This is a genomic window from Legionella sp. PC1000 (assembly GCF_014109805.1).
GTDB lineage: Bacteria > Pseudomonadota > Gammaproteobacteria > Legionellales > Legionellaceae > Legionella > Legionella resiliens.
Genome location: NZ_CP059400.1, coordinates 421,791 through 443,760, shown reverse-complemented (window position 1 = coordinate 443,760; position 21,970 = coordinate 421,791). Strand labels below are relative to the sequence as shown.

Sequence of the window (21,970 nt, the reverse complement as noted above, 5' to 3'; positions counted from 1 at the left end):
CCAAGATGCGCCAAATACAGCCGTTCCTTGGTAGGGACTGAGTCTTTTACCCCTTTATATTTTACTATCCCTTAATAAATTAATAACCTTCTCAATTTCTTCTGACATCGGTCTACAATGTTCTATTTTTGGAGAATATTGACGAACTGTATGATAAATAGATTGAGCTTTTTTACTCGCTTTTTCAATACCACGTAATTCAAGTGCTTGCGTTGCTGCAATTAACAAAATTGCCGTGAGACGCTCCAAATTAGCTACTGACTCTTGAAAATCAAAAGCAGCATGTGTGCCCAAACTATTTACATCCTGATTATCACCCTCGGTAGCTAAGGTAAATGCCTGATGTGACTGGGCCAATTTGCGATTTTGAACTGCAAGTGCTGCAGCTAATAGCTGCATTGATCGAAAACCATTATGTTTACTTGGATTAGGTACAAGATTAACTGGTAAATTATGATTCTTACGAGGATGAACTAAGTTGGCGAGCAATGCATGCATCCAGGTTGAAGCTTGAGCAATGTCCATTTTTAAAATGTCGCATGCATCGGTTATATAAAAACCCATAAAATTTGCGCTATGATGAATACTGTTCGCAGCGACATCAATAATTGGATTATCATTAACAGAGTTCATTTCATTTTCTATCCAACAGATTGCACGCTCCAAATTCTCATGGAATGGTCCGAATCCTTGGGGAACAGATCGAATTGAATAATAATCTTGTACTGGTTTATAGGTATAATCTGTAACTCTCAATTCATCTAAATCAATCAACAATTGACTCCCTTCCCAGAAATCGATAAAAAATTGATTGATTGTCATTTCACCCTTATGTTTTTTCAGTTGGTGCACCATAGGATGATAAGCACTGCTGATCACGAGTAAAGACTCTAACGTCATGGCAATAGCGGCCAACATTTGCTTGAATAAATGATGCAAATCATAGACGGCCAAACTGGTTATTGCCGTCATGAATGAGGTGCCATTGATCAAGGCAAGCCCATCACGCATTACGGGTTTATATGCCTTAAGGCCCGCTAATTGAATCGCTTCAGGCGCCAACATAACCTGATTCTGATAAGTCACAGCAACTGGTTCTCCAATAAGCGCTGCTGCAATCATAGAAAGAGGAATAAGATCACCACTGGCACCAATAGAACCATAACAACGAACGACCGGAGTAATACCTGCATTAAGAAAGTCTAAAAGTGAATTAATTAATTCAGGATGAACGCCTGAATATCCTTGTGCCAGACAATGCGCACGCAACATCATCGCCACGCGTACGATATGCGGTGAAACAATTGTACCTAAGCCGCAAGAAAGAGAGCGGAGAATATTTTCCTGTCGCTCATTAATCGAGTCATAATAATCTGATGTATCAGTAGCTTTGAGCGTAGCATCGATATAACGAACCTGATCACCAAAATTTGTATTGACCCCATAAATAGGAATTCTCGAATCAACATGAACTTTCAAAAACTGGTATGAGGCTTCTATGGCCTCCATCGCCTGGGGGGGTAAGGCTACTGGCAATGAATGATGTGCCAATGCTTGAGAAGAAGCAATAGTTAACTGACAACCATAACCAATTGTTATAGGTATGTCTACTCTGCTCATACTTACAGGATCAGACATTTTGCGAGTATTGGGAGACTTTAGATGTTCCAAGCGTAAACTCCATTTATCATAGTAAAAATTCGCCAAAAACTGGGCTTAGTGTGTTCTTTTTTATAAGATTTTTCAACAAAATAATTTAGGTGGAATTTTTAATCCTCAATAAGTCTGGGCAAATGACCCCTCCAGGCTTATTGAGTCATTTTAGAATCTATTTATAGCCAGATTACAACCACTCATTAGAATGGCAATTCCAATGTGTCATCCAACAAATGCATTTGTTTCTTAAATAACTGCTTAATCTGTTCTAAATTATCTTTATCTTCGGCTTCAAAACGAGCAACGAGACAAGGTGTAGTATTCGAAGCACGTAATAGCCCCCATCCTTTATCGAACTCAACACGTAACCCGTCAATGGCAATAACGCGTGCTTGAGGAAATTCAGCCATTTCATTAAATCGCTTCATAAACTGGAACTTCTCATCATCCGCTATAGCAATCTTCAATTCAGGCGTATTGACGCTATTGGGAATTGCTTCAAATTGCTCACTTACAGTCATGTCCGATGCGCTAATGATTTCAAGTAAACGGCAGGCACTATACAGTGCATCATCAAATCCATACCAGCGATCTTTGAAAAATAAATGGCCGCTCATTTCACCAGCCAAAGCAGCCTCTTCTTTTTTCATCACGTGTTTCACAATGGAATGACCTGTAGGGCACATTTTGGGTATGCCACCCGCTTCTTTGATCACAGCCTCCAAGTGACTGGAGCATTTAACATCAAAAACTACAGTAGCTCCGGGAAGACGAGTTAATAATTCACGAACATACAGCATCATCAAACGATCAGGCCAAATCATTTCACCTTTATTCGTGATTAAACCCAAGCGATCGGCATCACCATCAAAAGCTAAACCGATATCTGCTTTATGGGCTGCTACTGCAGTTTTCAAGTCAGCTAAATTAGCCTCAATGGTTGGATCGGGATGATGATTAGGGAAGTGACCATCTACATCACAATAAAGCGCAATAACCTCGCAACCTAACTCGCTAAGCATCTGAGGTACAATTGGACCAGCAATCCCATTACCACAATCAACCACCACTTTTAATGGACGCTTGATTTTTATATCACTTCTAATGCGTTGCTCATATTCAGGCAATACATCAAATGCCATGTCTTTCCCTTGGCCCGCAACGCGCTTGCCGTCAAGAACCAGTTGATACAAAATATCAATATCTTCTTGCATTAAAGTCTTACCCAACAAGACCATTTTAATACCGTTGTAATTTGCTGGGTTGTGGCTTCCTGTTACCATCAATCCACAATCAATGCTTTGAGTGTGAATTGCAAAATACATGACCGGCGTAGGAACTGCCCCTAAGTCTACTACATCGATACCGCTGTCCAGCAATCCTTGTTTTAAGGCGGAAGCCATAGCAAAACTCGTGAGACGGCCATCGCGTGCCAAAAAAATTTGTTGGCGCTGCAAATCACGCAAATAACAGGCTAGAGCGAGTCCAATACTATAAAAAGCATTTTCATCCAATTCCTGTCCAATTATGCCTCTGATATCATATGCACGGAACACCGAACGCGTCACTTGCTTTTGCTGATATTTCATTTAATGCCTCCCTGAACTTCCAAACCCACCTTCACCCCTGGAGGTTTCGGTAAATGCCTCAACGATTTCAAAAGCAGCTTGCACAACTGGGACAAAAACTAATTGCGCAATACGCTCCCCGGGATTTACTGTAAAATGCTCAATCCCTCTATTCCAACAAGAAATTTTGAGTTCTCCTTGATAATCAGAATCAATGAGTCCCACTAAATTCCCTAAAACAATACCATTTTTATGCCCTAAGCCTGAGCGGGGTAAAATCACAGCCGCTAATTTAGGATCAGCAATATAAATCGACAGTCCTGTCGGCAATAGCACCGTTTCTTGCGGTGCAATTTGAATCGGCTCATTAATACAAACACGCAAGTCCAATCCGGCTGAACCGTGAGTTGCATACGAAGGTAGCGGAATAGTATCACCTATTCGAGGATCAAGAATTTTTAATTGAATCGCTTGCGCCATCATTTTTCCTATAAAATATTAATGCCCATCATTTTGCAGAGTTGCAGCAATGATTGCAATAATTTGTCCAGCCAACCGTGTTTTATGGGTTAAGGGTAATTCGATTTGCTTGTTTTTTGTAATTACAGTTACTTGATTCACTTCACTATCAAATCCAAGTCCTTTTCCTACTGAGTTTGCCACAATCATATCCAGTTTTTTACGCTGTAATTTTTCAGTGGCATAATGCACAACCTCAGTGGTTTCAGCAGCAAACCCAACCACGCAAGAAGCCTTAGCTGATTCAGCAACACGACTGAGGATATCGGGATTTTTTATCAATTTAAGCGTCATTTCGTCCTGATTTTTTTTCTTCATTTTCTCAGAAGCAGGCGACTCGACCCGATAATCAGCAACAGCAGCTGTTCCTATAAATATACCACCTGCTGGCATTTCCTGCATTACTGCGTCCAGCATTTCTTGTGCCGATTCAACGAGAATCCGCTTAATTTTTGCTGAAGCCTGTAAAGTACTTGGTCCACTAATCAGAGTAACTTGCGCTCCTGCCATTGCAGCAGCCTCTGCCATGGCATAGCCCATTTTTCCAGAGCTGTAATTACTGATATAGCGTACCGGATCCATAGGTTCACGAGTAGGTCCAGCGGTCACAAGTACTTTTTTACCCGCCAATAACTGGTGGACATTATATAAACGTAAAGCACTCATGATGTATTCCACTTCACTTACGCGTCCCAAACCTTGCTCACCGCATGCTTGAGCCCCTTCTTCAGGGCCAACAAAAATCACCCCTCGCTCTTGCAAAAGCTTAAAATTAGCTTGGGTTGCAGGATGGGCCCACATGCTGCGATTCATGGCAGGACAAACTATCACTGGCACTTCAGCAACAAGATATAAAGTAGAGAGCAAATCATCAGCAATACCTTGTGCCAGTTTGGCAAGGCAATTGGCGGAAGCAGGAGCAATAATCAAGTAATCAGCCCAGCGTGCTAATTCAATATGTCCCATGGCACGCTCTGCCTGGGCATCAAATAAATCAGTACGTACATCGTTTCCTGATAAGGCCTGCATCAACAAAGGACTAACAAATTCCTGGGCGGATTGCGTCATCACCACTTTGACCTCCGCACCAGCTCGAGTTAATTCTCGAATCAGGTACGCTGATTTATAGGCGGCAACTCCTCCACAAACCCCAAGCAATACTTTTTTCCCGGTAAAATCTTGCATGACTCAACGTTTTTGATAAGAATAGCTGTGATCAAAGCATAAACTTCGCAATAAAGGAATAGAAAAATGACGGTTGTCCAATCAACACGGCGGTTCGATCTGCGTGAAAAACTTATCACGTATGGCGCACAAAACCTTTCAGATGCTGAATTACTCGCAATTTTTATCAGCTCTGGCACCAGTAAAAAATCCTGTGTGCAATTAGCTTTTGATCTCCTCAAGCATTTGGGTGATGTACGCGCCGTTCTAAATGCCGATATACAAAGCTTCAAACAAATATCGGGCTTGGGTGATGTGCGGTATGCCCAGTTGCAAGCAATCAAGGAAATGTGTCGGCGCAGTGATTTTATTCAATTAAAAAAAGAAACCCAAATCACGAACAGCAAACAAACTTATGCTTATTTAAAAAAACGTTTGCGTGATTATAAAAATGAAACCTTTGCTGCATTATTTCTTGATAATCAACATCGCATCATTGCTTATGAGGAACTCTTTTCCGGGACAATCAATACAGCAACGATTCATCCCAGGCCCATCATAGAGCGTGTTTTACAACTGAATGCAGCAGCACTCATTCTGGCCCACAATCACCCATCAGGCCTATCCGACGCAAGCCACCAGGATATCATCGTAACCGAACGCATCCGTGAAGCTCTGGAATTGGTTGATGTCCGCTTACTCGATCACATTGTTGTTGGCGACAACGAAGTCTATTCCATTATTGCCGAAAGCAAATCGATATGCTGTACCTAATCACGATAATTTCCTGTATCCAGATACAGTGGCATCTCATTATTACTTAAATTTTTTTGACCTATAAATTATTTTATTGATCATTTAATAATCACATAAGGTAAATGTTTTATCATTTACACCTATGAAGTAAATGTAATCGGAATAAACGATGTCACAAACAAAAATTAACGCAGAACAAGATAAGGATCTGCAAAAATACCTAAAAAGAATACAGAATCGAATAACAAAATATAATCAATTATCAGCCCCTACTCCACTAGATAATAAACAATTAATTGATGATTTATATCTTTTCACGCAAACTTATCTTAAAAAAGCCTGCACGAATGATGCGGATAATTTTAAAGTCATTCAATTATTTCGACATGGAGAATGCACGAACGCGGATAAAGGATATGGATTCAAACCGAATGCAAATATTAATCCAGCCGCCGATGCAAATATGAAGCATTTTGATTATTCAGTGCTTTTGCATAATCAAAGTAATGATGCTCACGTTGTATTTTCAACTATGACACGGGCTACTGTAACCGCCGCAAATTTTATTAAAGGCTTACGTACTCATAACAAAAAAGTAACAGCCAAATCCTCACGTGAAATAACAGAAATTGCCGAAGGACCTTCCGGTTTTGATATAATGAATTGGCGTGAATATGGTCCGTTGCTTAATCCATTTTCTGATGTGAAGTTTTTACATCGAGCTTTGCTTTTTTTCTCATTTATTCGTTACGCTATTTTTGGAAGCACGTTAGAAGACAATAAGAGTGCAAAACAAACAGCATTGGATACTATCGGAGCGCTTGATGAGACGTCACAGCCCTCTGATGTAACCCATACAACAGACGCACAAAGAGAAAATGGGTTAGCAAAAGAGATAGTAGATGAACTAGATAATGATGAGCCGCGCGATATGGTAGTCATAGGCCATGGTAATTCAATACGAGATACTTTAACGAAGCTTTTTCCAGGTTATAAAGCGGAGCATCGAAAAGACGATGCATTAGACTTTGCTGAAAGCCAAGCTCTGATGGCATTTGATGTAAATGGGAAAAAAGAGCTATTTATGCTGCCATTTAGGATTCAAGTAGATCAACATACTCCTGGAAAAATGAATGTACGATATGTGCCTTATGCAGAACTAAATCCGGACTATCAACAAGTTGCACAAGAAGTAACAGACAGAGACTTGGAAATTACCGGTTGGCAAGTCGATGAAACAGATGCACTACTGGAGCAAAATCCGAACCGTTCGTATGGAACAATGCGCTTGCTAAATTTTGGTGGTAAGCAGAGAAGCGAACTTCCTGAATTAGTAATAACGGAATCAGATACACAAGAGTACGGCTCTGAGCAGGACGAGGATGAATTAGGCTTTCATCCTCAACCAGGTACAAAGCTTGGTAACAGCGGAAGTTTTGGCTAACTCTGGATCTCTAGAACAACATAAAAAGTGATGTTGTTGTTCTAGAAATAATCTTTCAAAATATGAGATTGGGAAAAACCATCGACGTATCCCAATCTCTCGTATAATTAGATGATGCCAATTAAAATAACCCATCCTTATGACTAAAATTATCTCATCACTGCTTTTTTCTCTTGCCATCGGTACTGCTTTCGCTGAAACAGACTATTGCCAATTGGCAATAGAAAATTTATATGCAGAGAAAAGTGATTTAATCTCCGTAATCAAAATCAATACCCATAAACCGTCGCTTTATTCATCCACAGTCGAAACAAGTAACGATTGTACCAATTACATCCCCTTGTTTTCAGTCAAAAACCCTGACGTGATAGAAACCCAAGGTGGCTTATGTGCCGTATTGCCTGCTGATGAAATAAAGCCTAATTTATGTTCTTTAAGCGTAACGCTTTGTGCTTCCGAAAAAGAGTGCCAAAATTTAATTATAAAATTAACAACAGAGAATAATCATTATACAAAAGCAGAGCCTGCTTATTATGAAATGGATTTCAAGTAATGAGATAAATGATGCTTTGTTCTGGAGTCTATACTTCAAAAAATGCTTTGAAAAAAGGTGTCGAAATATTACAAAAGGCTTTAGTTTTTCTAGTTCAAGCTACGAGTCATTTTATTCCCCAGATCCTTTAATTTGGGGCCAAATTTTTCTATTGCAATTTTATGATCAAAATTTATATAATGCGGACAATTAATGTTTGCTGAGCTGTTATATCATGACGTTTTCGAGTAAATTAAGAGCAGATTATGTTGAATTGATTAATGAAGAGTTAGATCGTATTCCTGTAGTACGCATTGAAGAGTTCAATTTAATTGCTCAAGAATTACAAATGCTCATTACTTCGCCTTTTATTTTAGCGGTTAAAGGCTTCTTTAGCTGCACTCCAAGGAAATCTACGCTTTCTGAAGCAGCTCAAAATCAGATTGCTTATATTCATTATTGCTATAATACCCCTAAAGATTTTGTGACAAATACAAAGGATTATTCTGAATATCAACAGATTCTCAAGGAAAGGATTTCAGCGAAAATCACGGAATTTCAAAAATTCACTGAAAAAGAAAAAAATGCGTACATCACGTTTCAAAAAGAACAACATAGTGAAGTGAAGCACACCTCATTCGATTTGGTTTAGTAAACATGAAGCTATTAGAATTTGCTTTTAACAGCTATATGTTGACTGCGCTTCTAGTTCTTTTTGCTTCTCTGCAAACTCGTACACTTGTTCTCTAGAAAGAGTAACGTTATACCTTTCATCAGTCGAATAGTTACTCTCGAGAGTAATAGTAAATTTTTTATTTTCTTTAATTGGTTTATCTTCACATGGTGTTATTTTTTCAACGAAGTGATACGAAGTGTTCAAAGTCTTGCCGACATATTGAGTATGGCCAAAGCCAACTTTCTCACCGAGTTTATCTATATCCAATCCAGCCAAATATTTCACTGCCAAATGAAGATCATCTTCTGTAAGTGCTGGATGACGTATGTCAGATAATTTCTCTTTGAGAATAGTACTTTTTTCTTGAGTGCCGGTCTCAACGCTTCCTGAGGCAAAATGTTGTTGTTGCAAAGAATGAAGTTTAGTGAGCAATTCCTTATTTCGAGAAGGTTTATGAGTTATGTTTCTTTTAAAAAAACTGCCGCTACGCTCGCTACTTACTAACTCACAATCTTTTTCTTTTATTGTAACATTGCTGATACTGTCAATATGCGTAATTCTTTTACCAACATGTGCATTCATTGTATCGAGTATTTTACTCATGGTCAGCGGTTCACTGGGTTGCCATTTAGCATAATAACGCGCTATTTCCGTAGCGATATAAAAAGCATTATCTTTGTCATTCTTTCTACCTTTCTGGCCTACCTTCAGTGTCTCAATAAACGATTGATTGTATTTATCGATGTCTTCTTGTTTCGGTTTATCAAATTCTAAATTAAGTCGATAATCGAGCGCATTGTACAGATTTGCTTCTTCTTGAAATTTAGTTATTACAGATTCCACACTGGAGCGGCGTCTTCGTATTTGCTCCCCAGCTTCAGCCCATCGATCAACAGAATCCATTACTCTCCAAGTATTTTCATGAACTTTTTGCATTGCGGTATACTCATAATAAGTACTCGATATTTGACGTATTATATCACGTTGACAATACCATTCCTCAGGTACAGGAACAGCACCAAGAGAAAATGCTTCAGTGAGCGATTGATCGCCTGCAACGCCACAAACATCCGACAAACGCATTAAATCAAGTGTCGTTTCAAGGGTGAAGCGATTTCGTTCAAATACTCTAAACTCTCTACCCTCAGGATTTGACCTATCTAAAATAATTTCCTGTGGCTTTTCTGAATCTCCAATATGAAAAACAAGCTTGGTATACCCAAGTTGTTTTAACTTTTCTTGAAAATCCGGTTCTTGAAGCATTAATAATGTTTTTTTGTCCTTATCATCCTTAGTTGAAGCACTTACAAAAAAATTAGCATGTTTGCCGGGCTCATTACTTGCTGCAAAAACCGTAGCAGCTCTTTTGTAAGAAAAAGGCCAATTATAATAAGAAAAAGCAAAACTATTTTTTGCAAGAAATGAAGATGTATCACCGCCCCAATTACCTAAAATCTGTTTTTTCAAAGAAGATTCAATTCCATCAATTATTTTTGCGCGCGCATTTTGTTTTGCGGGAGGAGAAAGACGTGAAAATTCCTTTAAATCGGATTCAATCAAAATTCCAGGGTAATCTTTCCCTACACCCACATTTCCGCTTAAACAAATTATGGGGGGCTTGTAAATTGGCTCCTTTTCAGGTGTTACCTCATAAAGACCATATTCCCCAATGAAAATTTTGGCGCAATCACTATTTTTATGATGTAATGTTAGTGAACCCTCGCAAATAGCAGTTTCCACAGCGAGTTGCGCTTTGCCACATATCCTGCCAATTACTGAACCATGGGTAGTGGTCGTATTAACAACTCCAATTTGAGGATAAACCTCTCCATCTAAGAAGCTCGGTTCAATTTGGCTTATTTTCTTAACTGAATCCTCTCTAGCCAAAACGTAAATAGGAGCATTGGGGTATTTTTTTGCAAGAAATTTAGCTATTTTCATTCCTAAAGAAACATCACCAAAACCCTCTTGATCACTCATATGCAACACTATGGGACCTTTAAAATCAGAGTTACCTTTAAAATCGGGTTTAAAAACATCTTCAGAACGTATCATGCTTTACCGCACAAAAAATCAATATATATTTAAATATTAGACTATCTATTAAGTCATTAAAGATTTTATAGGTTATATTTTAGCCAGAAAGAACAAATGGAGCCTCAAAATAAAATTAGAGCTCCATTTTCTATTTTCAAAATAGTTCAAAAATAATCGGATTTAAATTTGGAGAAATTAGAAGTAACTATGCCCTGTCAAAATCAAAAGAGATAATTTTGGCAATTTCAGGTTGTTTTAAAGCTAAGGCCAAGAGTCTATCAATACCTAAAGCGACTCCGCTGCATGAAGGCAAACCATGTTCTAATGCCTGCAAAAGATAGTGATCTGCCTCCATGAAAGGCAAGCCTTTTTCATTTCTTATTTTTTGGTCCTGGGCAAAACGCGTTGCTTGCGCAGCAGCATCGGTTAACTCATGAAAACCATTAGCCAACTCAACCCCTTGATAATAAACCTCAAAACGTTCCGCTACTCCATTGCTAATTTTTGCCAAGGAAGCTTGTGATGCCGGAAAATTATATACCGCAACTGGAGCACTTTCCTTGCCCAGAAAAGGTTCGACGACATGACTCATCAATAAAAAGAGATACTGATCTCTATCCTCTTCTTGAGGAGGCAAAACATTCTCCAAATCGTAATGCGCCAATAGGTCACGAAGTTGCCTGGGGGTTGCCGATAATGGATCAATACCACAGGCTTCAAGAAAAGCTTGTTGATACGTTTTTTTGATCATGGGACTGGACTGCATTACCCTTTGCAGAAAAAGATCCATTTCTTCCATTAATGCATGATGATCGATCTCCAGCTGGTACCATTCGAGCAAGGTAAACTCTGGATTATGCCAACGTCCTAATTCATCGTCACGAAATACACGGGCTATTTGAAAAATAGAACCACTTCCTGCTGCGAGCAAACGCTTCATATGGTATTCGGGGGAAGTCTGTAAATAATACGTTTCATCACGAAAGGTGGCTTTGATATTGCTTAGATAAACATCGGTTGTCCCATATCGCGCCATAATTGGCGTTTCTACTTCCCAATAACCACGTTCCGTAAAGAACAAACGTATTTTTGCTAATAATTCTGCGCGTTGGCGTAAGAATTCGATCGGTGCTGAAGGAGGCCACATCAATAAAAAATTCCCAATTCAAGCCGTGCTGCTTCGGTCATTCTTTCTTGAGACCAAGGCGGCTCCCAGACCAACTCTACAGAGCAATCGCGAACGCCTTCTACGTTGTTGACTGCTTGTTCTACCGTTCCTGGAAAAGTTTGTGCCACAGGACAACCAGGGGTAGTTAAGGTCATTTGAATCGTGACGTGAGCATCTTCATCAATCGAGATATTATAAATTAAGCCCAAATCATAAATATTAACAGGAATCTCAGGGTCATAAACGCCCTTAAGCGCATTAACAATGGCTTCTTTCAGTAATTCCTCATCCTGTTTTTTCTTAAAACCAAACATAAAGTACCTACTCTTTTTGGTGGCCGTAATCTAGGTGCCAACACAGCTGAGCTGTTATAACCTAATGGTATATATAAACCTCGCCCACGTCCCGCGGCTTTCCGTGGGAACCAGGCATCTTTCACCATCACTGGATCCCGCAGACAAGCCGCGGGACGTAGGATTTAACTCAATTCCTACATTTAATTGCAATGCTCAATGGAACCCAGAAATAGATCATCCTATTCTGTTTTCACCACATTGCTGTCTTTATTCAACGCGGCTTCCAAAGTATGCCAAGCCAAAGTAGCACATTTTACCCGTGCCGGATAAGCCTTCACTCCTGCAAGTACTGTCAACTTATCCATATAACGTAACTGACCTTCTTCATTCTGAGTCAACATATGATGAAAGCGATGAAACATTTCATGAGCTTCTTCTATAGTTTTCCCTTTGATCGAGTCGGTCATCAATGAGGCCGATGCTTGGGATATAGCACAACCACATCCCAGAAAACTTAACTCAGTAATCACATCTTTTTCTATTTTGGCATATACCGTTAATTTATCCCCACACAAAGGATTAAAACCATTCGCTTGCGTCGTCGCATCCTTCATTTCATAATGATGGCGTGGATTGCGATTGTGATCGATAATGATTTCTTGATAAAGTTCTCGCAATTCAGCACTCATGCAAATACCTCTTTAACTCGCTGCAATGCGTGTATGCATGCATCAATTTCCTCTTTGGTGTTATAAAATGCCAGGGAAATACGCGAAGTAGCTGCAACATTATAAAAATCCATCAACGGCATGGCGCAATGATGGCCACTTCGTATTGCAATTCCTTCGCTATCTAAAATAGTACCGATATCATGGGCATGAATTGTTCCATGTACAAAAGCGACAACCGGTACTTTTTGTTTGGCGGTTCCAATAATATTAAATCCGCTCGACCGAACTCCGGCAGTTGCATAGTCTAACAACTCTTGTTCATAAGCGATGATTGCTTCCATATCCAAAGATTCTAAATAATCTATGGCAGCGCCTAAGCCAATTGCTCCGGCAATATCAGGAGTACCTGCTTCAAATTTACTTGGCACCGCAGCGTATTCTGTTGCTTCAAAAGAAACGGAATTAATCATCTCGCCCCCTCCTTGATAAGGAGACATGGCATTCAGAAGTTCTTCTTTGCCCCATAGAACACCAATACCTGTAGGGCCATATAATTTATGCCCGGAAAAAGCGTAAAAATCACATCCTAAATCTTGCACATCCACAGGAAAATGAGGAGCCGCTTGTGCGCCATCGAGTAATACTTCTGCACCAACATCATGTGCCATCTTAATCATTTCTTTAACGGGATTAATCGTGCCTAAAGCATTAGAGGCATGTGAAATTGCTACAAATTTAGTGTTTTTATTTAATTTCTTGGCAAACTCATCCAATAAAATCTCACCGTCAAGAGAAATGGGGGCAACCTGCAGCTTGGCCCTGGTTTTTTTACACACCATCTGCCAAGGAACAATATTGGAATGGTGTTCCATATGCGTAATTAATATTTCTTCATCAGGTAAAATACGTGGGGCAACCAAACTTTGTGCAACCAAATTAATCGCTTCAGTTGTTCCACGTACAAAAATGCATTCACGTGGTGAATTCGCTTTGATAAAGCGCTTCACTTTGGAACGGGCAGCTTCATAACTCTCAGTGGCTCTGACACTTAAAGTATGCACACCACGATGTACATTCGAATTATCATGCTCGTAATAATGAGACATAGCCTCAATCACCGCTTTAGGTTTTTGTGCGGTTGCCGCATTATCAAAATAAATTAAATCAAAATCATTTACTTTTTGATTGAGTACAGGGAAATCTCTACGAATTGCCTGAATATCCAAAGCGTCCATTTAGCTTACCCCAACTGTTGTGTTAATAAATGCCCCATGTAGTCTGCTAATTTGCGATGGGGAATAAGCCGCAGATTATCACTAGCAAAAGCATGAATTAAATAATGCGATGCTTCAAGCCGACCAATCCCACGAGTTGCCAAATAAAATAATGCTTCCTCATCCAATTGTCCAACCGTCGCACCATGAGAGCACAATACATCATCAGCAAAAATTTCTAACTGCGGCTTAGTATCCACTTCGGCGTTTGCTGAAAGTAACAGGTTTTTATTTTGTTGTTTGGCATCTGTATGCTGTGCATTTTGAGCAACAAATACCTTACCATTAAATACTGCTCGCGAACGACCAGTGAGAATACCTTTATAATCCTGTTCGCTGCTGCAGTCAGGCACCAGATGCTGCACTGTAGTATGATGATCTACATGTTGTCCTTCAGCAGGAGCATAAATCCCATTCATCAAAGAGTGTGCTCTTTCTTCTTGCATATACAAACTGATATCAGAACGCACCCATTGTCCGCCAAGACTTAAAGAATGATTGGCAAACTCACTGCCTTCTAATTGTTTCACCGACAGGTGACCTATATGAAACGCAGATTTACTCTCTCTTTGAAGGGTATAATGCGTTAATTTTGCACCAGTACCAACAACAATCTCGGTTACCGTATTCGTCAAATAGCAGCAATCAACCAAACCTTGATAATCTTCAATTATTGCAGCCTGACTGTTTTCCTCAGCAATAATCAAATGTCGCAAATAAACCGCTTGATTCGTTTGAGTTTGTACATGAGTTAACGCTATGGGTTCTTCAAGAACAACTCCTGATGGAATATAAATCAACACACCACAGTGAATCATAGCCGTATTTAAATAATGAAAACCATGCTCTTGTTTTAAAATAGTTCCCAGATAAGGCTTAAGTAATTCTGGATGTTGTGCTATTGCTACAGATAAAGGCAGAACTAACACTCCTTTAGGTAAGGTCTTAGCAAGCTGCTCCACACCCGAAATGAGTCCGTCTCGAATCAACATATGCTGATTTATTGGCAAATCAGAGTTTACTTTATCCTTATAGGTAGCCGCAGCCTCCTTGATGTGATCTGTGGCATTAAAACGCATAAAAGGCTGATTTAGTAATGCTTCAACACGGGTATATTTCCAGTCTTCATCATGTCGCGTTGGAAATCCACATCGATCCAAATCCATTAATGCCTTAGTTTGCAATTGGGCAAGCCAAGGCAAAGATGATAAACCCGCTTTTGCTCGTTGTTGGTAAAAATCCAAAATCTCGCTCATATCACTACACCGTTTCCTCAAGCCAGCTGTACCCTTTTTTCTCTAATTCCAGTGCCAATGATTTATCACCAGACATAATAATACGCCCATTTACCAGCACATGGATAAAATCAGGCTCAATATAATCAAGCAAGCGCTGATAATGCGTTACTAAAATAATAGAACGCTCAGGAGAACGCATGGCATTAACACCATGCGAAATAATACGCAGCGCATCAATATCCAAGCCTGAATCAGTCTCATCGAGAATAGCAAGCTTGGGTTCCAGAGCTGCCATCTGCAAAATTTCATTGCGCTTTTTTTCACCGCCAGAAAACCCCTCATTGATGCTGCGGTATAGAAAGCTTTCATCCATTTCCAGTAACTGACATTTCTCCCGAATGAATGTAAGGAATTCAATGGCATCCAGCGTATTTTTTCCCTGACCTTTACGCACTGCATTAACAGAAGCTTTAAGAAAATTAATGTTCGTTACCCCAGGTATTTCTACCGGATATTGAAACGACAAAAAAATACCGGCACGCGCCCTTTCTTCAGGAGACAAAGGGGTCAAATCCTGACCTAAATAGTCTATTTCTCCACTCATCACTTGATAAGAAGGATGGCCAGCCAATACCTTGGACAGGGTACTTTTTCCTGAGCCATTAGGCCCCATAATGGCATGAACTTCACCTGCATTGACCTGAAGGTTAATGCCTTTCAAAATGGACTGGTCATTTATTTCAACATTTAACTCTTTGATTTTTAACATGTTAACCTACTGCCCCTTCTAAACTTAGACCTAGCAATTTAGTCGCTTCCACCGCAAATTCCATAGGTAATTCTTTTAATACCTGCTTACAAAAACCATTCACAATCATCGAAACAGCATCCTCGGTATCGATTCCTCGTTGCTGACAATAAAACAATTGCTCTTCACTGATCTTGGAAGTAGTTGCTTCATGTTCTACTTGTGCTGTGGGGTTTTTGACTTCTATATAAGGAAAAGTATGTGCGGAACATTCAGAGCCCATAAGCATTGAATCACACTGAGTATAATTGCGTGCATTCGTTGCTGTTGGGGCGATACGCACCAAACCGCGATAAGCATTATGTGCACGTCCTGCACTGATCCCTTTGGAAATAATAGTTGACCGCGTGTTTTTTCCAATATGGATCATTTTAGTGCCGGTATCGGCTTGTTGATAATTATTGGTTAAGGCAACTGAATAAAACTCACCAACGGAATCATCTCCTTGTAAAATTACACTGGGATATTTCCAGGTAATTGCTGAGCCCGTTTCAATTTGCGTCCAGGAAATTTTGGACCGTTTGCCACGGCAAGCACCGCGTTTCGTCACAAAATTATAAATACCTCCTTTTCCTTCCTTATCACCTGGATACCAGTTTTGCACCGTAGAATATTTAATTTGTGCTCCGTCTAATGCAACTAACTCGACTACAGCGGCATGGAGTTGATTTTCATCACGCATAGGCGCGGTACAGCCCTCCAGATAAGAAACGTAACTGTCTACATCAGCGATAATCAAGGTACGCTCAAATTGTCCTGTGGACGCTGCATTAATCCGAAAATAAGTCGATAACTCCATCGGGCAACGCACCCCTTTGGGAATATATACAAAAGAACCATCACTAAATACTGCCGAATTCAGCGCCGCATAAAAATTATCACGATATGGGACTACCGAGCCTAAATATTGCATCAGCAATTCTGGATATTTATGTACTGCTTCAGAGATAGGACAAAAAATAACACCTTTTTCAGCGAGTTTCGCTTTAAACGTAGTTGCCACAGAAACACTATCAAAAACAGCATCCACAGCAACGCCAGCCAGCATTTCTTGTTCTCTTAAAGGAATGCCCAGCTTCTCATAGGTTCTTAGTAACTCAGGATCAACCTCATCCAGACTCTTGGGCGCATCTTTTTTCATTTTAGGTGCTGAATAATAAGAAATAGCCTGGTAATCCACAGGCGGATAATGCACACTGGACCATTGAGGAGGTGACATGGTTAACCAATGCTTATAGGCTTTTAAACGCCACTCAAGCAAAAACTCTGGCTCGCCTTTAATTGCTGATAAACGACGAATAACATCTTCGTTCAGTCCAGGCTCAAAAGTATCTACTTCAATGTCGGTTGTAAACCCATGTTGATATTCTCTATCGAGCAGAGAATTAATTTGCTCACTGCTTTTAGCCACGATTAACTCCACTTGCCAATTGTCGAACTCGCTCCACATCATGTGCTTGCAAAGTTGGTTTAGCCAAAGTAGCTAAACTGACACTATCCAAAGCGGTTTCAATTGCTTGGCTTATTAATCGCCAATTGCCCTGAATCGTGCAAACACCTTGTAATGAACAATCATTAGGTTGCAAACTGCACTCTGTGAAACCACGATGTTCTTCCAATGCAAAAATTATTTGCGACACAGAAATCTCAGTTGCAGGCCGTCGCAATCGATATCCTCCAGTCACTCCACGTACTGAGGTTAACAAACCTGCACTGGTCAAACGTTTTAAAATTTTACTTACCGTAGGTACAGTCAGATGTGTATGTAATGCAATATCACGAGCATTACACAATTCTTGTGCGTGCCTGGCGAGATAAACCATCACAACTGTTCCATAATCGGCCAACTTGCTGATGCGCAGCATAACACCTCAAAATCGAATAATCTAGTACTAAATAAGTCTTAATTTGGAACAACACATCCACTTGATTAATTTCCTATCCATATTATAAATATAGTACCAAAATAGTTCTATATTTGGCAAACCAGAATATTACCTTATTGTTCATGATGGATGCAAATAAATTCAACAATAACAGCAACTCTATTGGATGGTTTGTAAGAAGTTAGTGGATGTCCCAGATATACCTATTAAAATCAGGCATATTGCCAAAGCGATTCAAACAGTCCAGGCTGAACAAACGAATACCCATTCTCTATGTAAAACGCTTGCGATCTAGGTGATGACTATTGTTCATAGCACATTAGCAGTTTAAAAATTTGACTCACTTGAACTAAAAGCAATATATAACGTATCATCTTCTTTTAAACTTAGAGTGTTTGCAATAGAATTTCATGCTTGAATCAGGATCTATTAGGAGCAAGACCATGACAGTTGCGCATTATCCAGCCTCATTGGTCAGCAGCCAACTTGTTGATTCGGGAACGATGCTTGTCCCGCAAGGTTACTATCGCTCCAAATTATTTATTGCTCCATTTTCTACTAACGCTTTAGTTGCGGCAGCAGGCCCTCTTTTGTCGCTATTGGAACGCCTCTGTCTTAGCCCTTCATTGCCCGCCATTGAGAATATCAGAGACAATATTGAACATGAATTACTTGCTTTTCAGAGCAAGATGGATGCATCGAAATACCCAGCAGACTTTGCTGCCATCGCTCATTATTTAATGGCAGCGACCATAGATGAAATCCTGGGTAAAAATTACATGCGTGTATATCAAATTACCGCTGAATTTAAAGCCTTTACACCGCTCACTAATGATAATGCTCAGCCACAACATCGTTTTTTTGAAATCCTTAACTATATCAAAGAACGACCAAACCAATACCTTGATCTTATCGAGTTGGTTTATTTTTTTCTAATTATTGGCTTTGAGGGGCATTACCATCTCAAACCGGATGGACGACAGGTTTTGGATAACTATATTGAAGATCTTTATCAAATCATTCAGAAAAATCGTTTTAATCAACCACGCCGTTTATTTAATGAAAACCCTATACCCAAGATTGTTAAAAAAAATTATAAAGCGGTCATAATTACTTTGATTACTGCGATTACTGTGGTAACACTTGCTTTTTTGACCAGCCAATACTTATTGGAAAATAAAGCAAAAAACGTTTTATTTGGACATACCCAACTTGCTCTTCTGGATAGCTGATGAACAATTCTTTACGCGCATTATGTGATGCTATAACAAAAATACTTTCACAATTAAAGCCACAAAGCAATCAGTTGTCCTTTATAGTGATTACCGGCAAGAATACTCAAGGGAAGTCGGCTATATTAAAGCAAAGCAATATGGAAGAAATACCTGTTTTTAGCGAACAACATGCCAAAATATATTTTAATCAGAAAGGGATCATTATTGAGCTTGGTGAAAATTGGCTTTCCAACAGTAAAACCTTATTGCTCACAACCCTGAAACAATTAAATCGATGCAATGCATATCTAAAAATTACCGGTCTTGTTTTATGCATTGATGTAAATGACTTGCTTATTGCAGATCCAAGTCAGTTTGCAGAACAGAAAAAAGCGCATTTGCAATTGTTGGAACGATTTGGGAGCAACCTGGGTTATTCCATTAATCTTGCGCTGATGTTTACCAAAATGGATACTCTTGCTGGTTTCACCGAATTTTACCAGTCAGAACATGCAGCCGATTTATCAAAGCCTTTGGGGTTTTCGCTGGATTGCAGGAATGAATTAAAGAAAAAAATAGAAGCATATTCACTACAATTCAATCAGCTCACAGAACAACTTGGCCAACAAGTAATTAGCAAAATGCATCCTGCACGCTCTACAATGAGGCGCAGTTTAATTCGGGAATTTCCATTACAGGTAGCCAGCTTGCGTGCCCCTATTCAAGCATTGATCCAGGGGGTTTCACCCAAACTTTTTAATTTACACTCCATTTATTTTAGCAGTGCAGAGCAAGGCGGAGTGAGTATTGACCGTCTGAATAAAAAAATTCAGCATGAATATGCATTGGTGGTCCAAGATACTTTTCCGCAAGCGACAAATTTCAGAGCCTATTTTGTTGAAGGTGCATTACAAACCCTTCAGGAGCATTGCAGTCAAATTCCACAAGTCAGAAAGTTTTCGCAAAAACCCATTATTGCAATTACTGCAAGTATTGCGGGAATCAGCTTGCTAATCTTAAGCTACAACCATTATAAAACAGCTCATTTATTGGATGAAGCAAGTAAAGAATTACTCGCTTATGACATACTCAACAGTCAGAAAAATAAAGAAAAGCAGGCTCTTTATCATTTATCCAAGGCTGCAAAAACGATGAGCCATATTCCCAGTAATTCCTTGTCGCTACCCACAGTGCATCAATTAAAACACAATTTGCACCACAATGCTGAAAGCCGTCTCCAGGGTGAGTTTTTACCTTCATTAAGCAATGAGCTGGAAGACGTAATCAATAACTCAGGAAATACCCCTATCGTTCGTTATAAGGCCTTGAAAATCTATCTGATGTTGAGCCAGCCAGAACATTTTTCAGCAATGCAAGTACATGATTGGTTTGCTGCTCAATGGAAAAACCAGCCTGAGAGTTCTTTAAACAAACAGCTGGCACTTTTAAAACTCTTATTAAGCAAACCACCTCAAAATATAACTACGAAACCACAAGTAATTAGTGACGCCAGGAATTATTTAAATGCATTGCCCACCAGTTACCTCTATTATTCTATTGCAAAAGAGTTTCTACCTAATGCCAAACAAAAAATTGCAATTAATGGTTTTGTATTAGCGACTAACGAATTACCGAGTTATTTTACCCGATCAGGTTTTAATGAAGTCATGCAAAGAATCCCTGATATTAGCCACAGTCTGCAAAAAGAAAACTGGGTTCTTGGACGCAATGATTTAAGCCAATTACAGGAAATGATAACTCAGGCATATTGTTTTGATTATGTCACCTGGTGGCAAACATTCATGCGCAAATCACAACCCTTGCATTATCAAGATTATCAAGCAGGCAGGCAAGTAGTTAAAAATCTGGAACAATCTCATGCACTAAGTAAAATAATCGGTTTAATCCAACAGGAAACCAAGGCGGACTTGACCAATAGCGCCTCGCTATTCAATCAATCTATTGCCAATCAATTTACTGATTTAAACTTAATGAGTCTTTCCAGCACTAAAGAGTTAAGTCTGAAAATCGTTGATTTGGAACGCTTTATTTCAACTTTATCCATGATCAATGATGGGGGTAAAACTGCATTTAATATTACTAAAACCCGTTTTGCCAGCGATAGTGCTTCGGATCCAGTAAGTTTGCTTTATAATCAAGCACGGCAATTACCCGAACCTCTAAGTACCTGGACGAAACAATTAGCAAGCGACACTTGGGTGATACTGATCAAAGACAGCCGTCAGTATATCAATCAACAATGGCAACAGACCGTTTATAGAGAATTCCAGGCCACTATTGCCAGACGCTATCCTTTTGACGCATCACAACCAGAAGAAATCGCAATAAACGATTTCAATCATTTCTTTTCGACTCACGGCGCATTAAATTCATTTACTGAAAACTATGTTAAACCATTTTTGGATATTTCCAATGCAGAATGGAAACCTAAAGCAGTAAATGATTCGGTGTTACCTATCGCATCAGAAACATTAGATGCGCTGATACGTGCAAATATTATTACCAATATGTTTTTCCCTGACCATGGTGAAGAAAGTAAAATTGATTTTAGCCTGCAAAAAATTAGTCTTGACCCTGTGGTTGCCAATCTGGAACTGCAAATTGGCAACACAAAATTGACCGACAATCAAAGCACTGACTCTGTTATTCGTTTTACCTGGCCCCAATCCCACGCAAAACTTGCTCTTAATTCAATTGAAGGAAATCACTATGAACTTGCAGAACAAGGAATCTGGGCTCTATTTAAACTTCTCGAAAAAGTGAACGTTCTAGTTGATGAACAAGACAGTTCCAGCTTACAAATTCTCTTTGAAATCAACAGCAATTCAGGACGTTACCTGTTAAAAACAAATAATCAGGTGAATCCATTTACTCCAGGAATTCTGAATGGATTTACATTGAATGAATCTATAGTTTAATTCTTTAAAATTTTGTTTTATTTCTAATTTATCAGGTACCGTTTTTGTATAAACTCTTTAATTCATCTATAGTTTAATACATCAGAAACTAGATTTAAGGAATTACATATGCCTAAATCGAAGG

General features: G+C 39.3%; 19 protein-coding genes. 6 read left to right on the top strand and 13 right to left on the bottom strand.

From position 1 onward, the window contains the following. Positions 1-54: 54 nt before the first annotated feature. The 4 genes from hutH to coaBC form a co-directional block, all read right to left on the bottom strand. Positions 55-1,671 carry a histidine ammonia-lyase gene (gene hutH / locus FOLKNPGA_RS01995; protein ID WP_255466039.1) on the bottom strand — a complete coding sequence of 539 codons (1,617 nt, stop codon included), beginning with the start codon at positions 1,669-1,671 and terminating at the stop codon, positions 55-57. 185 nt (positions 1,672-1,856) lie between these two features. Then, a complete protein-coding gene (locus FOLKNPGA_RS01990) occupies positions 1,857-3,245 on the bottom strand; it encodes a phosphomannomutase/phosphoglucomutase (protein ID WP_182351508.1) in 1,389 nt (462 codons plus the stop codon). After that, positions 3,246-3,704, bottom strand: coding sequence for a dUTP diphosphatase (gene dut, locus FOLKNPGA_RS01985; protein ID WP_182352729.1), 459 nt, complete (start codon positions 3,702-3,704; stop codon positions 3,246-3,248). A gap of 18 nt (positions 3,705-3,722) precedes the next feature. Next, positions 3,723-4,928 carry a bifunctional phosphopantothenoylcysteine decarboxylase/phosphopantothenate--cysteine ligase CoaBC gene (gene coaBC, locus FOLKNPGA_RS01980; RefSeq protein WP_182351507.1) on the bottom strand — a complete coding sequence of 402 codons (1,206 nt, stop codon included), beginning with the start codon at positions 4,926-4,928 and terminating at the stop codon, positions 3,723-3,725. Positions 4,929-4,994: 66 nt separating this feature from the next. Between coaBC and radC the strand changes: the two genes are divergently transcribed. The 4 genes from radC (at position 4,995) to FOLKNPGA_RS01960 (ending at position 8,291) form a co-directional block, all read left to right on the top strand. Next, entirely contained in the window at positions 4,995-5,681 is a 687-nt protein-coding gene (gene radC, locus FOLKNPGA_RS01975; protein WP_182351506.1) for a DNA repair protein RadC, read from the top strand. Positions 5,682-5,832: 151 nt separating this feature from the next. Then, entirely contained in the window at positions 5,833-7,107 is a 1,275-nt protein-coding gene (locus tag FOLKNPGA_RS01970) for a hypothetical protein (RefSeq protein WP_182351505.1), read from the top strand. 139 nt (positions 7,108-7,246) lie between these two features. Next, positions 7,247-7,660, top strand: coding sequence for a hypothetical protein (locus tag FOLKNPGA_RS01965; RefSeq protein WP_182351504.1), 414 nt, complete (start codon positions 7,247-7,249; stop codon positions 7,658-7,660). 214 nt (positions 7,661-7,874) lie between these two features. Beyond that, positions 7,875-8,291: a hypothetical protein gene (locus tag FOLKNPGA_RS01960; RefSeq protein WP_182351503.1), complete on the top strand. Its 417-nt coding sequence runs from the start codon at positions 7,875-7,877 to the stop codon at positions 8,289-8,291. A 27-nt stretch (positions 8,292-8,318) separates the two neighbouring features. Here FOLKNPGA_RS01960 and FOLKNPGA_RS01955 read toward each other — a convergent pair whose 3' ends face one another. The 9 genes from FOLKNPGA_RS01955 to FOLKNPGA_RS01915 form a co-directional block, all read right to left on the bottom strand. Further along, the gene (locus tag FOLKNPGA_RS01955) at positions 8,319-10,370 is read right to left on the bottom strand and encodes a hypothetical protein (RefSeq protein WP_182351502.1); all 2,052 of its coding nucleotides are present in this window, start codon (positions 10,368-10,370) and stop codon (positions 8,319-8,321) included. A 187-nt stretch (positions 10,371-10,557) separates the two neighbouring features. Continuing rightward, complete coding sequence (epmA, locus tag FOLKNPGA_RS01950; protein WP_182351501.1) at positions 10,558-11,499, bottom strand: elongation factor P--(R)-beta-lysine ligase; 942 nt, start codon at positions 11,497-11,499, stop codon at positions 10,558-10,560. Then, positions 11,499-11,834, bottom strand: coding sequence for an SUF system Fe-S cluster assembly protein (locus FOLKNPGA_RS01945; RefSeq protein ID WP_182351500.1), 336 nt, complete (start codon positions 11,832-11,834; stop codon positions 11,499-11,501). Before FOLKNPGA_RS01945 ends, epmA begins: the two co-directional genes overlap by 1 nt. A 221-nt stretch (positions 11,835-12,055) precedes the next feature. Further along, the gene (gene sufU / locus FOLKNPGA_RS01940; protein WP_182351499.1) at positions 12,056-12,505 is read right to left on the bottom strand and encodes a Fe-S cluster assembly sulfur transfer protein SufU; all 450 of its coding nucleotides are present in this window, start codon (positions 12,503-12,505) and stop codon (positions 12,056-12,058) included. Beyond that, positions 12,502-13,722, bottom strand: coding sequence for a cysteine desulfurase (locus tag FOLKNPGA_RS01935; protein WP_304599226.1), 1,221 nt, complete (start codon positions 13,720-13,722; stop codon positions 12,502-12,504). Before FOLKNPGA_RS01935 ends, sufU begins: the two co-directional genes overlap by 4 nt. 5 nt (positions 13,723-13,727) lie before the next feature. Beyond that, complete coding sequence (gene sufD, locus FOLKNPGA_RS01930; RefSeq protein WP_182351498.1) at positions 13,728-15,017, bottom strand: Fe-S cluster assembly protein SufD; 1,290 nt, start codon at positions 15,015-15,017, stop codon at positions 13,728-13,730. Positions 15,018-15,021: 4 nt separating this feature from the next. Continuing rightward, on the bottom strand, positions 15,022-15,768 hold the full coding sequence (sufC, locus tag FOLKNPGA_RS01925; protein ID WP_182351497.1) for a Fe-S cluster assembly ATPase SufC: 747 nt from the start codon (positions 15,766-15,768) through the stop codon (positions 15,022-15,024). 1 nt (position 15,769) lies between these two features. After that, entirely contained in the window at positions 15,770-17,218 is a 1,449-nt protein-coding gene (sufB, locus tag FOLKNPGA_RS01920; protein WP_370529173.1) for a Fe-S cluster assembly protein SufB, read from the bottom strand. Continuing rightward, the gene (locus tag FOLKNPGA_RS01915; protein WP_131778053.1) at positions 17,211-17,672 is read right to left on the bottom strand and encodes an SUF system Fe-S cluster assembly regulator; all 462 of its coding nucleotides are present in this window, start codon (positions 17,670-17,672) and stop codon (positions 17,211-17,213) included. Before FOLKNPGA_RS01915 ends, sufB begins: the two co-directional genes overlap by 8 nt. A gap of 464 nt (positions 17,673-18,136) precedes the next feature. Between FOLKNPGA_RS01915 and icmH the strand changes: the two genes are divergently transcribed. Then, on the top strand, positions 18,137-18,925 hold the full coding sequence (gene icmH, locus FOLKNPGA_RS01910) for a type IVB secretion system protein IcmH/DotU (RefSeq protein WP_182351496.1): 789 nt from the start codon (positions 18,137-18,139) through the stop codon (positions 18,923-18,925). Further along, positions 18,925-21,846, top strand: coding sequence for a type IVB secretion system protein IcmF (icmF, locus tag FOLKNPGA_RS01905; protein ID WP_182351495.1), 2,922 nt, complete (start codon positions 18,925-18,927; stop codon positions 21,844-21,846). The genes icmH and icmF overlap by 1 nt, the downstream gene beginning before the upstream one ends. Positions 21,847-21,970: the final 124 nt, after the last annotated feature.

Coding starts and splice junctions, on each gene's coding strand:
- FOLKNPGA_RS01990 (WP_182351508.1), bottom strand. CDS start 3,245: ATGAAATATCAGCAAAAGCAAGTGACGCGTTCGGTGTTCCGTGCATAT.
- dut (WP_182352729.1), bottom strand. CDS start 3,704: ATGGCGCAAGCGATTCAATTAAAAATTCTTGATCCTCGAATAGGTGAT.
- coaBC (WP_182351507.1), bottom strand. CDS start 4,928: ATGCAAGATTTTACCGGGAAAAAAGTATTGCTTGGGGTTTGTGGAGGA.
- radC (WP_182351506.1), top strand. CDS start 4,995: ATGACGGTTGTCCAATCAACACGGCGGTTCGATCTGCGTGAAAAACTT.
- FOLKNPGA_RS01970 (WP_182351505.1), top strand. CDS start 5,833: ATGTCACAAACAAAAATTAACGCAGAACAAGATAAGGATCTGCAAAAA.
- FOLKNPGA_RS01965 (WP_182351504.1), top strand. CDS start 7,247: ATGACTAAAATTATCTCATCACTGCTTTTTTCTCTTGCCATCGGTACT.
- FOLKNPGA_RS01960 (WP_182351503.1), top strand. CDS start 7,875: ATGACGTTTTCGAGTAAATTAAGAGCAGATTATGTTGAATTGATTAAT.
- FOLKNPGA_RS01955 (WP_182351502.1), bottom strand. CDS start 10,370: ATGATACGTTCTGAAGATGTTTTTAAACCCGATTTTAAAGGTAACTCT.
- epmA (WP_182351501.1), bottom strand. CDS start 11,499: ATGTGGCCTCCTTCAGCACCGATCGAATTCTTACGCCAACGCGCAGAA.
- FOLKNPGA_RS01945 (WP_182351500.1), bottom strand. CDS start 11,834: ATGTTTGGTTTTAAGAAAAAACAGGATGAGGAATTACTGAAAGAAGCC.
- sufU (WP_182351499.1), bottom strand. CDS start 12,505: ATGAGTGCTGAATTGCGAGAACTTTATCAAGAAATCATTATCGATCAC.
- FOLKNPGA_RS01935 (WP_304599226.1), bottom strand. CDS start 13,722: ATGGACGCTTTGGATATTCAGGCAATTCGTAGAGATTTCCCTGTACTC.
- sufD (WP_182351498.1), bottom strand. CDS start 15,017: ATGAGCGAGATTTTGGATTTTTACCAACAACGAGCAAAAGCGGGTTTA.
- sufC (WP_182351497.1), bottom strand. CDS start 15,768: ATGTTAAAAATCAAAGAGTTAAATGTTGAAATAAATGACCAGTCCATT.
- FOLKNPGA_RS01915 (WP_131778053.1), bottom strand. CDS start 17,672: ATGCTGCGCATCAGCAAGTTGGCCGATTATGGAACAGTTGTGATGGTT.
- icmH (WP_182351496.1), top strand. CDS start 18,137: ATGACAGTTGCGCATTATCCAGCCTCATTGGTCAGCAGCCAACTTGTT.
- icmF (WP_182351495.1), top strand. CDS start 18,925: ATGAACAATTCTTTACGCGCATTATGTGATGCTATAACAAAAATACTT.